This window comes from Kitasatospora sp. NPDC094016 (assembly GCF_040304045.1).
Taxonomy (GTDB): domain Bacteria; phylum Actinomycetota; class Actinomycetes; order Streptomycetales; family Streptomycetaceae; genus Kitasatospora.
On record NZ_JBEOUK010000012.1, the window covers coordinates 138,022 to 149,180 of the forward strand.

At 71.2% G+C, this 11,159-nt stretch carries 11 protein-coding genes; 6 read left to right on the top strand and 5 right to left on the bottom strand.

Annotated features, from left to right (window positions below; translation table 11 throughout):
- Nucleotides 1–106 precede the first annotated feature (106 nt).
- A complete protein-coding gene (locus ABT015_RS14565) occupies nt 107–1,309 on the top strand; it encodes an FAD-dependent monooxygenase (RefSeq protein WP_350879313.1) in 1,203 nt (400 codons plus the stop codon).
- Between the two features lie 145 nt (nt 1,310–1,454).
- On the opposite strand, the gene ABT015_RS14570 is transcribed toward ABT015_RS14565, so the two are convergent.
- Nucleotides 1,455–2,018, bottom strand: a complete 564-nt coding sequence (locus tag ABT015_RS14570; protein ID WP_350879314.1) for a DoxX family protein — start codon at nt 2,016–2,018, stop codon at nt 1,455–1,457.
- Nucleotides 2,019–2,308: 290 nt separating this feature from the next.
- Complete coding sequence (locus ABT015_RS14575; protein WP_350879315.1) at nt 2,309–2,890, bottom strand: TetR/AcrR family transcriptional regulator; 582 nt, start codon at nt 2,888–2,890, stop codon at nt 2,309–2,311.
- A gap of 84 nt (nt 2,891–2,974) precedes the next feature.
- On the opposite strand from ABT015_RS14575, the gene ABT015_RS14580 reads away from it, so the two are divergent.
- Nucleotides 2,975–3,856: an SDR family oxidoreductase gene (locus ABT015_RS14580; protein WP_350879316.1), complete on the top strand. Its 882-nt coding sequence runs from the start codon at nt 2,975–2,977 to the stop codon at nt 3,854–3,856.
- A gap of 112 nt (nt 3,857–3,968) precedes the next feature.
- Here the strand turns inward: ABT015_RS14580 and ABT015_RS14585 are convergent, their stop codons facing one another.
- Together ABT015_RS14585 and ABT015_RS14590 are read right to left on the bottom strand one after the other, a co-directional pair.
- A complete protein-coding gene (locus tag ABT015_RS14585; protein WP_350879317.1) occupies nt 3,969–4,682 on the bottom strand; it encodes a DUF4240 domain-containing protein in 714 nt (237 codons plus the stop codon).
- 37 nt (nt 4,683–4,719) lie between these two features.
- A complete protein-coding gene (locus ABT015_RS14590; RefSeq protein ID WP_350879318.1) occupies nt 4,720–5,394 on the bottom strand; it encodes a GAP family protein in 675 nt (224 codons plus the stop codon).
- Nucleotides 5,395–5,637: 243 nt separating this feature from the next.
- Between ABT015_RS14590 and ABT015_RS14595 the strand changes: the two genes are divergently transcribed.
- The 3 genes from ABT015_RS14595 to ABT015_RS14605 all read left to right on the top strand — a co-directional run bounded on the left by ABT015_RS14595 (nt 5,638) and on the right by ABT015_RS14605 (nt 8,906).
- Entirely contained in the window at nt 5,638–6,228 is a 591-nt protein-coding gene (locus ABT015_RS14595) for a hypothetical protein (RefSeq protein ID WP_350879319.1), read from the top strand.
- Nucleotides 6,229–6,373: 145 nt separating this feature from the next.
- Entirely contained in the window at nt 6,374–7,726 is a 1,353-nt protein-coding gene (locus tag ABT015_RS14600; protein ID WP_350879321.1) for a Dyp-type peroxidase, read from the top strand.
- A gap of 55 nt (nt 7,727–7,781) precedes the next feature.
- Entirely contained in the window at nt 7,782–8,906 is a 1,125-nt protein-coding gene (locus ABT015_RS14605; RefSeq protein WP_350879322.1) for a catalase family protein, read from the top strand.
- An 84-nt stretch (nt 8,907–8,990) separates the two neighbouring features.
- On the opposite strand, the gene ABT015_RS14610 is transcribed toward ABT015_RS14605, so the two are convergent.
- Nucleotides 8,991–9,896, bottom strand: a complete 906-nt coding sequence (locus tag ABT015_RS14610) for a hypothetical protein (RefSeq protein WP_350879323.1) — start codon at nt 9,894–9,896, stop codon at nt 8,991–8,993.
- Between the two features lie 267 nt (nt 9,897–10,163).
- Here ABT015_RS14610 and ABT015_RS14615 point away from each other — a divergent pair, with 267 nt between their 5' ends.
- On the top strand, nt 10,164–11,090 hold the full coding sequence (locus ABT015_RS14615) for a DUF4232 domain-containing protein (protein ID WP_350879324.1): 927 nt from the start codon (nt 10,164–10,166) through the stop codon (nt 11,088–11,090).
- Nucleotides 11,091–11,159 lie beyond the last annotated feature (69 nt).

The window sequence follows — 11,159 nt, forward strand, 5'->3', positions numbered from 1 at the left end:
CTCCGCGGGTGCGCCGTGCCGTCCATAAAGATACCTAAGGTACGCATCTTCGGTGTGGCCGCCAGGAGGCGACCGCCGGGATGCGCCGCCAGGAGGAGAGCACACCGTGAACAACCACTCCGCGAACCGCAAGGTCCTCATCTCGGGCGCGAGCATCGCCGGCCCCGCCCTCGCCTACTGGCTCGACCGCTACGGCTTCGACGTCACCGTCGTCGAACGGTCGTCAGCCCTCCGGGGCGGCGGGTACGCCGTCGACATCCGCGGCGCCGCCCGCGAGGTCGTCGACCGCATGGGGCTGCTCCCGCGACTGCGCGAGGCCCACGTGGACACGCGCAGGCTCTCGTTCGTGGCCGCGGACGGGGCGCCCATCTGCTCCGTCGCCCCCGAAACCGTCACCGGAGGCGCCGCAGGCCTGGACCTGGAAGTACGGCGCGGCGACCTGGCGAGCGCCCTCTACGCCCCGCTCCGCCACCGGATCGAATTCCTCTTCGGCGACTCCATCGCCACCCTGGACGACCGTGCGGACCGCGTCGACGTCACCTTCGACAGCGGCGCCCACCGCACCTTCGACCTGGTGATCGGCACCGACGGGCTGCACTCCAACACCCGCGGACTGGTCTTCGGCCCCGAGGACGCGTTCCACCGCTACCTCGGCCACGTCTTCGCCGGTTTCACCCTCGCGAACGACCTGGGCATAACCCACGAAGCGATCACCTGGAACACGCCCGGCCGGGCGGCCGTCCTCTACGCCCACGAACCCGCCGACCGCGTGCACGGGTTCCTCATCCTCAAGCGGGAGGACATCCCCTTCGACGCCTTCCGGGACCCTCAGGCGCAGCGAGAACTCGTCGCCGCCGCCTTCCCCGAGCACAGCTGGCACATCCCGCGCCTGGTGCACGCGATGCGCGAGGCCGACGACCTGTTCTTCGACGTCGTCAGCCAGATCCACATGCCCACCTGGTCCCGCGGCCGCGTCGCCCTCGCCGGCGACGCGGCCCACGCGACCTCGTTCCTGTCCGGCCAGGGCTCCAGCGTCTCGCTCGTCGGCGCCTACCTCCTGGCCGGAGAACTGGCCTCCCACGCCGACCACACGGCCGCCTTCGCGGCCTACGAGCGCAAGGCGCGCCCCTTCGTGGAACGGAACCAGGCGCTGGCCACCTCCGGCGGCACCGACCTCGTCCCCGGCACCCAGGACCTGCTCGACGCCCGCAACGCGGCCCTGCGCGCCGCCCCCGCCGACCTGGCGGGAACGGGGAAACGCGCCGCCCACAACGACGTGATCCTGCCGGACTACGACCACGCCGGATGAGCGCGCCCGAGTGCCGGGCTCAGCGAGTTGGACGCGGTTCTGCCGCTCGGCGGCCACCCCCTGCTTCGACGGTGCCGTCCAGGTCGCCGTCCAGGTCGATGCCGAGCACGTCCTGGGTGAGGGGCGTACCTGGTTGCTGGTGGCGCTAGAGGGTCACCCCTTGCAGGGACAGCACGATGCCCGCGCCGATGCCGCCCATCCCCAGGGCGACGGCCGCGCTCCACCACCCACCGTGGCCCCACCGGAACGAACGGTCCAGCGCCAGGCGTCCGGGGCCGATGGCGGAGACCGCGATCGCGACCAGCGCCAGGCAGAGCGGGTACTCCATGCCGCCCTTGTCGGCCCACAGGCCGCTGCCCGAGCTGACGGACATCGCGTTGATCATCACCCCGATCACGGCGGCGGCGGCCAGCGGGGTGAACAGACCGAGGGCGAGGCCCAGGCCGCCGCACAGCTCTGAGGCTCCTCCCAGCGTGGCGAAAAGGACGCCGGGCCGGTAGCCCAGGGCCTCGAAGCCCTTGCCGGTGGCACTCAGACCGGCACCACCGAACAGGCCGAAGAGCTTCTGGGCACCGTGGCCGGCCAGCAGCAGGCCGGCCAGCCGGAGCACCAGCAGGCCGACGTCGGCGGCGGACACCGGCGGCGGATGCGTGGAGGTCGGAGCGGTACTTCGGACAGAGGTCCGCAGCCGCTCGGCGGTGAGTTTCATGGCGAATCTCCTCCCGCGCGCCGTCACCGCCGCGAGCGGGATCGCCTCTCCCGAGACGAGGCGTCGACGCACAGATCAGATCGGCCGGGCGCGACTCGCGCCGCCGTCGACCAAGTCCAGGAACGGCCGGACCGGCACCGCCTCACCGGAGGCATCCGTGCGTCTCACCGATAACCCTCCGAAGAGGGAAGCCGTGATCCAGCACTCTCTGTGTCCACTCTACGCGGCACCGACGGGCGGCAGGACTCCTCGTAGCGGCTGATACGGAGCTCAGCTGAGATCAGCGGAGCTCAGCTGAGATCGGCGGCTGCCGCGCGGAGTTGGTCGAACGCGGCTCGCGTGTGGGGCGCCAGCCCGCCGGGGTCCTCGTCGTGGCTGGGGTCGGTCCACCGGGCGTAGCCGAGCCTGAACGCGAGGACGCCGAGTTCGGCGGCCACCTGCGCCGTGGGTTCCGCGACGTTCCGTCGCTTCAGCGCGTCGACCATCGCCGTGGCCATGCCGATGCACTTCAGCACGTTGCGCGCCTGCAACTCCGCGTTCGCCTCGATCGCCGCGTGCAGCAGCGGGCTGAGCTCGCGGTTGAACGACGTCATCTCGCCCGATGCGCGCTCGAGTCCGGCCGCGACGGCCGTCATCGGCGTCGCGTCCGCAGGGGCGCCGTCGATGCCCTCGGCCAGCAGGCGGCTGAGCACCGTCTGTCCCATGGTGAGGATCTCGCGCTTGTCGGTGAAGTGGCGGAAGAAGGTGCTCCGCGTGAGCTCTGCCCGCTCGGTGATCTGAGCGACGGTCGTTTCGTCGTAGCCCTGCTCGGCGAACAGGCTCAGCGCAGCCACGACCAGGCGCTGTCGGGCATCGGGTTTCCATCGCGGCATGTTGCCAGTCTAGATGACGGGACAAGTGTCGCATCGCGTCGTACAGTGATGGGACAACAGTCGCATCACTCCTCGGAGCTCACCATGCGCGTCTTCATCACCGGCGGCACAGGCCTGATCGGCTCAGCCGTCGTCGCCGAACTGCTCACCGCAGGCCACCTGGTCACCGCCCTCGCCCGATCCGACGCCTCCGCGGCCACCGCGAAAGCCGCCGGCGCCGACGTGCTCCGCGGCGGGCTCGCCGACCTCGACGTGCTGCGGGCCGGCGCGGAACAGGCGGACGGCGTCATCCACCTCGCCTTCAGCAACGACTTCAGCTCGCCCGACGCACTCGCGCGAGGGATCGCCGAGGAGAGCGCCGCACTCGCGGCCCTCGGCGACACCCTCGTCGGCACGAACAGGCCGCTCGTCACCGCGTCCGGCACGCCCCTCGTGGCGGGACGCGCCTCGACCGAGAAGGACCCGCTGCCGCTGGACGGCCCCGTCAGCGGACGCAGCCTGTCGGTGAACCGCACCCTCGCACTCGCCTCACGCGGCGTGCGCAGCTCGGCGGTACGGCTGCCGCGCACGGTCCACAACCGGGGCCAGGGCGGGTTCGCCGGGCTGCTCACCAACATCGCCCGCGGCACCGGCGTCGCCGGCTACCCCGGAGACGGCGCGCAGCGCTGGCCCGCCGTCCACGCGCTCGACGCCGCCGTCCTGTTCCGGCTCGCCCTGGAGAAGGCCCCGGCCGGATCCGCGTGGCACGCCGTCGCCGACGAAGGCGACGCGGTACGCGACATCGCCGCGGTCATCGGGCGGCGGCTCGGCCTTCCGGTCGAGCCGGTGCCGCAAGAGAGTTTCGGTCCCCTCGGCCCGATCTTCGCGGCCGACCAGCCCGCCTCCAGCGCTCACACCCGCACCGCCCTCGGCTGGAAGCCGACGCGCCCGGGCCTGCTCGCGGACCTGGAGAACATCGAAGCCTGAGCTGCCTGCGCCTGCCTGCCGGACGGACCGGCAGCCGCCAGGGAACCCGGCCCCGCTCGCCCGCCGAGCGGGGCCGGCTCTGCCGTCAACGGTGCTCTGCGACGGTTGGTGCTCAGCCGCGGAGCTCGGGCCAGCCGTCCGCGTTCGAGCAGGACTCGTAGTCGTAGCGGGTGAGGCGGTCCCACTCCGTCCCGGTCACGAGCTCGAACGCCTCCTCGTGCACGTAGAGCAGCGGTTCGCACTGCCGCGCGGTGAACGGAGCGAACCGTTCGGGATCGTGGAACACGCTCTCGTACACGTCGCGGCCCGCGACCACGACCGCAGCTCGCGCGTACAGGAAGTGGTCGCTCGACTGAGGGAACGGCGAGCCGTCGGGCAACACCGCCCCGGTGATCGGCAGGGTCCCGAACTGCTCCTGGTCCAGGCGGTGGAGCGCCTCGGCGAGACGCTCACCGAAGCCGATGATCTGGCCCAACGGTTCGCGTGCGAGAACTTCGGTCAGGCGGGCGCAGGCGGTTTCGACCTGCTCACACGTCTCGGTACCGGCCTCACCCCCGAGGACCTCGATCAACTGCCAGAACCGTTCCCAGGTCATCACCGGCAGGTCGAGGTCGACGTCGACGTCACTGCCCGTGGGCGGTCCGGCGCTGCCCGCCTCCGTCTCCTCGACCACGATCTCGCCCACCAGCTCTTCCCGGCGCACCAGACGCCAGACCCCGCCCTCAAAACCCATCGCACACAGCCCTTGCCACCCGTTGCCGTCCTCGTCCTGTCCGGCAGGATGCCAGCTGACACTGACAGGCGACGGGCAACGGGCAACGGGCAAGGCGCATCCCCCGTGGGGTGGGTCGGTGACGGCCGGGTCAGGTGAGGACGGAGATCCCGTCTCCGAACAGTTTCAACCCGAGGACGAAGAACAGGACCGCCATCACGGCGACGTTGTGCTGAGCCGCCCAGTCCTTCCAGTTACCGAGCGTGGTCTGGGCTCGCTCTCCCCCCAGCACGAAGACTCCCAGTGGGGCCAACAGGCCGAGGGTGGCGATCACGACGAAGACCGCCAGTGAGGCGATCTGCTGCCCTGCCGGCAGTCCGGCCGAGCCGATCGCGGCGCCCGCGGCGAGGGTCAGCGGGGCGTTCTTGGCGTTGAGCGCGGACAGGGCCAGTCCGAGTGCGAGGACCTTGACCGGCGTGAGGCGGTCGATCGCGCTCATCCACTTCGGCAGCTGGGCCTGCGACGGATCCTTCGGGCGCCGGTGCCACTGCCGGACGCCGAAGAGGACGAGGAGCAGGCCCAGGACGAGCTTGAGGACTCCCACCCAGGTGGCCGGGTGATGGTGGGCGGAGGCACCTGCGGGGGAGGCGATCGCCAGCATCACCGCGCCCAGCGCCGAGAGTCCCAGGATCCAGCCGACGGTGAAGAGGACTCCGTTGAGGCGTCCCCGAGGCGTGGCGAGGATGAGGATGATGGCGATGATCGGGAGTGGGCTGATCGCGACGCCGGCTGCGAGACCCAGGACGTCACCGAGAACTTTGCCCATGATGGCCTCCAGAGGGGAGTCAGAGCGCGTGAGGACGACGAACCCGGCAGGCCTGTGTTCCATGATCCTGCGACTTGACGAAGCTGTCCTCGTGAGCTTCTCGGAGCTCTGCGGGCCTCGGCCTGCTCGTTGCCCGGTGGTGCCCCCATCGCGCTCGGGTCAGGATGAAGAGGTGAGGGCGATGGCGCCTCGTGTTCGGGCGGTTGGCGGCCCTCGCACCGACCATGGCAGGAGGATGTCACGATGACCGCGACGACAGGCGCGACCCAGTCGGCTCACCCCGAGCGCCCGGGCAGGTCGGATGGGGTCTGCAGCGAGTTCACCGTCTTCACCACGATCAAGCCGGGCCACGCGGATGCGCTGCGCAAGGACCTCGCGACGCTCGCCGACGCGGCGCATGACGAGAGCGCCCATGCGGCGGTGCGCCAGATCGGCACCCTGCACGACGCACGGCACGTGATCTTCGACGACGACACCCGGTTCATGTTCGCCAGCGTTTTCGACGGCTCCTGGGACACCTACATCGACGACTTCGCCCAGACGGTGGTCGGGTCCCGCTTCGACAAGATCTTCTCGCACAGCGAAGGGTTCCCCGGCGTCACCGATCCGGGGGCGAAGGACTGGTTCATCGCCCACCAGGAGCCCGCGGGAGTCTTCATCAGCGCCTATCCCGACCTCACCGTCCAGCAGATCTACAAGGACCACCGCGTGGACGACGCGTTCCAGGAGGTGCTGGACAGCACCCAGTTCCGGGCGGCGCTCGACAACCCGGCCAACGCGGAGCTGGTGGCCACGCCGGCCTTCCAGAAGCTGCTGGAGGAAGCCTCGGCATAGCACCCGGGCACGGCCGACCGTCGGAGCCCACCCACCATCGGTGGACCGACTCGGCCGGTGCGAGTCGGCCGTTGCCGGGCTGTCCGGGCAGCGGCAGATGCAGAGAGACAGATGCGGAGACGGATGTGGAGAGGCACAAGCGACCATGAACACAGCGGACAGCGGCAGCGCGGCGGGCGTGCGCGTCGAGATCGACGACGTCCAGAGCGGGGCCCTGCGTCCACGGCCCGTGCCCTACGAGGGAAGGTTCGTCTTCCTGCGCGTGGACGACCGCCACGTCGGGCGCGCCCTGCTGCGCCGGCTGCTCCCGTTGACCTCGGGCGGTCTGCCCAGCGTGGACCCGAGCCGGGACGCCTGGGTGACCGTGGCGTTCACCTACCAGGGGCTGAGGGCCCTGGGGGTGCCCCAGGAGTCGCTGGACAGCTTTCCGCGGGCGTTCCGTGAGGGCATGGCCGCCCGGGCGGAGCTGATCGGCGACGCGGGCGAGAGTGCACCGGCCCACTGGGAGGCCCCGTTCGGAACCGGCGAGGTCCACATCGCGTTGAGCGCCCTCTCCTCCGACGCGGCCCAGCTGGAGCGGGAGCTGGAGCGGGCCCGTGTCGCCTACGAGGACACACCCGGTGTCCAGGTGATCTGGCAGCAGGAGGTCCACCAGCTCCCGACCGGGCGTACCACCTTCGGCTTCCGTGACGGCATCAGCCATCCGAACATCGAGGGCGTCGGGCTGCCCGGCTCCAACCCGCAGGAAGTGCCCATCAAAGCCGGCGAGTTCATCCTCGGCTACGCCGACGAAACCGGCAGCCTGCCGCCCATGCCGAGCCCCGATGTGCTGGGGCGCAACGGGACCTACGTGGCCGTGCGCAAGATCCACACCAACGTGGCGGCCTGGCGCCGGTACCTGCGGGCGAACAGCTCCGGCGCCGAGGAGGAGGCACTGCTGGCGGCGAAGATGGTCGGGCGCTGGCCGAGCGGGGCGCCGCTGACGCTGGCGCCGGAGCACGACGATCCGGAGCTGGCGGCCGATCCGCGCCGCGTCAACGACTTCCTGTACCGGGAGAACGACGACCGCGGCTTCCGGTGCCCGGCCGGTGCGCACATCCGGCGCACCAACCCCCGTGATTCCACCATCATCGGCGACGCACGGATGCACCGGCTCATCCGTCGCGGCACCACCTACGGCCCACCGCTGCCCGAGGGCGTGCTGGAGGACGACGGCGCCGACCGCGGCCTGGTCGGAGTGTTCATGGGGGCCCACCTGGAACGGCAGTTCGAGTTCATCAAGGCCGAGTGGGTCAACGACGGCAACTTCATCGGCTACCCCGGCGAGAAGGACCCGGTGGCCGGGCATCACGGCGGGACCGGCAGCGTCACCATCCCCGAGAAGCCGGTCCGGCGTCGTCTGAGGAACCTGCCCAGCTTCGTGGTCACGCGCGGCGGCGAGTACTGCTTCCTGCCGGGTCTGCGTGCCTTGCGCTGGCTCGCCGAGTTGGAGGGCTGAGGGCGATTCCCACTCCCTGAGGTCCGGTCGCGCTCTCCGAGGAGAGGTCGGAGTCATGACAGCACAGTTCGTCCGCTACACGCCCGGCGTCGAAGACGACGCCCCCCACTTCGACCGCGACGTGCAGACCGTGATCGAGAAGACCGAGAGCTACATCGCCGAGTCGGTCGAGGCCGGTGGCACCGGGCGGGCCCTGCGCGACGCCCACGCCAAGGGCTACGGGCTGGTCCGAGGGGAAGTGGAGATCCTGGCCGGGCTGCCCCCCGAGTACGCCCAGGGAATCTACGCGACTGCGGGAACCCACGACGCGCTGATCCGCTTCTCCAACGGCTCGCCCCACGCCGGAGCCGACGCACGTCTGGGCGCCGCCACCGGACTGGCGCTCAAGATGTTCGGCATCCCCGGCCCGACCCTGCTGGAGGACGAACCGGACACGGGCACGTTCGACTACGCCAACATCAACGGACCGGTCTTCTTCTGCAACACGGTCGAGCACTACCTGTTCATCCAGGAACTGTTCCTGAACGCGCCGGCGTACTTCTCCCAGGGCCGACCCGGCGCACATCGGTTCTTCACCGAGTTCGTGACCGGGAAGGGAACGCTGGCCCAGGACGACTGGGCCTGGGACGAGTTCCTGGCCTTCCTGCGCCTGTCGAAGACGCCTCCGGCGAACCTGCTGCTGTCCAGCTACTGGACGATGGGCGCGGTTCGGCACGGGGACTACATCGCCAAGGTGCGCATCACCCCCGACCCGGCCTTCGCCGCGGCGGTGGTCCGGCGCACCATCGACCCGGCCTCGGGGGCGGAGGTCTTCCGACCGGCCCTGCAAGCCGAGCTCCAGGAGCGGCCCTACGCCTTCGACATCCAGGTCCAGCTCTGCACCGACCTGGAGCGCATGCCGGTGGAGGACACCACCGTGGAGTGGTCCGAGCAGCTCTCGCCGTCCTTCACCGTGGCCAAGCTGCGGCTGCCGCAGCAGGACATCTCCGGCCCCGAGAACCTGGAGAGGATGGACTCGCTGTCCTTCACGCCCTGGAGGGTCACCGCCGAGCACGCGCCCCTGGGCAACATCATGCGGGCCCGCAAGGAGGTCTACCGGCGGTCCTCCATCGCGCGTCACGAGTTCAACCAGCAGCCGCGCACGGAACCCCGCAGCGCCGACGACGTACTCGGCGCCTGACCCGGCCCGCCACCGCGACGGTGCGCGGACAGCGGCGGTCGGCCCTGGCAGCCTGCTGCCGCCGGCGTGCCAGGGCCCGGCCGGTCACTTCAGGGTGACGATCTCGCGCATGCCCAGGCCGGCGTTCGGGACGCCCGTCCACTCGTCGGGAATCATGCAGAGCAGGACGTACCGCCCGGGCTGCAGACCGTGGGCCTGCACGGAGGCGGTGCGGTCGCCGGACATGGCCCCGAGGCCGGTGGCCGGCCCGGTGAACGGGGACCGGACCGGCAGGCCGCCCAGCGCGACGTCCCTCAGGTACTCCCCGATCTGCTCGTCGGTGGTGTCCGCACCGATCGGCCGCAGCTGCATCTCGTGGATCTGCTCGGACCCGTCGTGCACCAGGTAGGCCAGGTGCGCGTGGTCGACGTCCTCGGTCTGGAAACGCGGGCCCTCGGCCGTGTCCTTCTCGATCACGATGCCGTCGTCGAAGCGGACCTGGTTGTCGTTCTGGCCGTTCGTACCGACCAGGTTCAGTTTCCTGGAGACCGGGTGGGCCGGGTCCGCCCGGAACGCGGTGAGGTCCAGCAGGTAGACCGGACCGGGGCTGACCTCCTCGGTGAACTGCTCGTGCACCTGCGAGGTGACCAGCGCCCCGCCCAGCAGGTCCGCCTCACCGTTCACCGCCCGGATCCCGGCGCTCGCGGTGGCCGGCGACGGGCTGACCGCGTCGGCGAGGTCCCGGATGACCTGGTCGATGGTCACTCCCTCGTGCGGACGCAGCAGCTGCAGCTGCCGGCCGTTCGGGTCGTCCGTCTTGACCCGGAAACTGACCAGGCCGCCCTTCGCGGTGTCCGGTGCCTGCAGACCGGAGGCTCCGATGCTCACCTCGATGGGGTGGTCCTCCGGCGAGGCGGCGCCGGCCGTACCACTCGCACCGACGCTCGTCGCCAGGGCGAGGGCCGAGACGGTCACCGTCCGTACCACGCTCGCGAACACGTGCTCCACCATGAAGAATCCTTTCTGTGGGTCGCCTCCGGCGCGGAACATCCCCCACCGCGCGCGGCAGACCACGCCCCGCACCGGAAGGCGACCGGTTCGGACCATCGGGCAGCGGGGTCCGGTCACCGATGGCAACGGTGCCGGCTGGCGCGAAGAGGCGCCCAAAGGTCCGACCGGCCTCGGTCCGGCGGGTGCCGGGCGGATCGTTGCGGTCCTGTCGCGCGGGCAGTGGCGCAGGTCATTGCCGTTGCGGGCGGGTCGTGATCGCATCGGCTGATGCATCAGTTCGAGAACGACGGGCATCACCTGACGGCCCGCCGGCCTGCTGCCGCAGTTGCGGTGGTCGCGGCCTGCGCGGCCCTGCTCGTGGGCTGCGCAGACGGGGCGACCGGGATTCCGGCGGCGTCCGGCAGTGCCGGGCCGTGCGGGGCGCCGTTGCCGTCGCCGTCCCGCGACGGGCAGGCGTCGCCCGGCCTCGCACAGGGCGGGGTGCGGATCACGGCCGCCGGTGCGGCCTGCGCCGAGTACGAGGTCACCAATCCGGAGGACGAGACCTCCGATGTCACGGCGGTGTTCAGCCGGCTCTCGGCGGCCGGAGGTGCGCTGGACAACGTGACGCAGGTCGTCACCTCGCTCGCTCCGGGGGCCACCGCGAAGGGGCGGATCGAGCTGGACGGGCACGGGCAGGCGCGGCCGGGCGCCGGACCGCTGGTGAAGATCGTCCAGGTCCGCAGTGTGCCCAGCGCCGAGGCCTCGCGGCCGGGCGGCCCCTGCCCGGCCTCGGGCCTGCGGCTGTACGCGGATGACGGCGACGCCGCGATGGGCCTGCGCGCGGTCGGCCTGCACCTGCGCAACTGCGGGACGTCCGCGGTGTCCGTCAACGGCTACCCGAAGCTGCAACTGCTCGACGTGGGGCACCGGCCGGTCGACGGGGTGCGCTTCCTGTCCGGCGGCGCCGGGATCGCCGGCGGCACCGGCGCGGACGACCCGCCGCAGGAGATCGTGCTGCGCCCGGGAGAGGGCGCCCGTTCCACGCTGGTGTGGCGCAACACCGTGGAGGCGGGCAGCCCGGTGAACGCCCCTTACGTGCGGGTCCGGGCCACCCCTGACGCGGCCCCGGTGATGGTCGTCCCGGAGCTCGACCTGGGGACCACGGGACGGCTCGGCGTCGGCGCCTGGACCAGGGAGGACAGCCGGCCGTGAGCGGGGCGCCGGTGGTCCTCCCTGGCGTTCTCCCGTGCTGGGAGAATTTTCCACGGAAAATTCTGGTCT

Excerpts from the sequence above, each read along its gene's own strand:
- ABT015_RS14610 (WP_350879323.1), bottom strand. The coding sequence starts at position 9,896 with ATGGTGGAGCACGTGTTCGCGAGCGTGGTACGGACGGTGACCGTCTCG.
- ABT015_RS14580 (WP_350879316.1), top strand. The coding sequence starts at position 2,975 with ATGCGCGTCTTCATCACCGGCGGCACAGGCCTGATCGGCTCAGCCGTC.
- ABT015_RS14605 (WP_350879322.1), top strand. The coding sequence starts at position 7,782 with ATGACAGCACAGTTCGTCCGCTACACGCCCGGCGTCGAAGACGACGCC.
- ABT015_RS14615 (WP_350879324.1), top strand. The coding sequence starts at position 10,164 with ATGCATCAGTTCGAGAACGACGGGCATCACCTGACGGCCCGCCGGCCT.
- ABT015_RS14600 (WP_350879321.1), top strand. The coding sequence starts at position 6,374 with ATGAACACAGCGGACAGCGGCAGCGCGGCGGGCGTGCGCGTCGAGATC.
- ABT015_RS14590 (WP_350879318.1), bottom strand. The coding sequence starts at position 5,394 with ATGGGCAAAGTTCTCGGTGACGTCCTGGGTCTCGCAGCCGGCGTCGCG.
- ABT015_RS14595 (WP_350879319.1), top strand. The coding sequence starts at position 5,638 with ATGACCGCGACGACAGGCGCGACCCAGTCGGCTCACCCCGAGCGCCCG.
- ABT015_RS14570 (WP_350879314.1), bottom strand. The coding sequence starts at position 2,018 with ATGAAACTCACCGCCGAGCGGCTGCGGACCTCTGTCCGAAGTACCGCT.
- ABT015_RS14575 (WP_350879315.1), bottom strand. The coding sequence starts at position 2,890 with ATGCCGCGATGGAAACCCGATGCCCGACAGCGCCTGGTCGTGGCTGCG.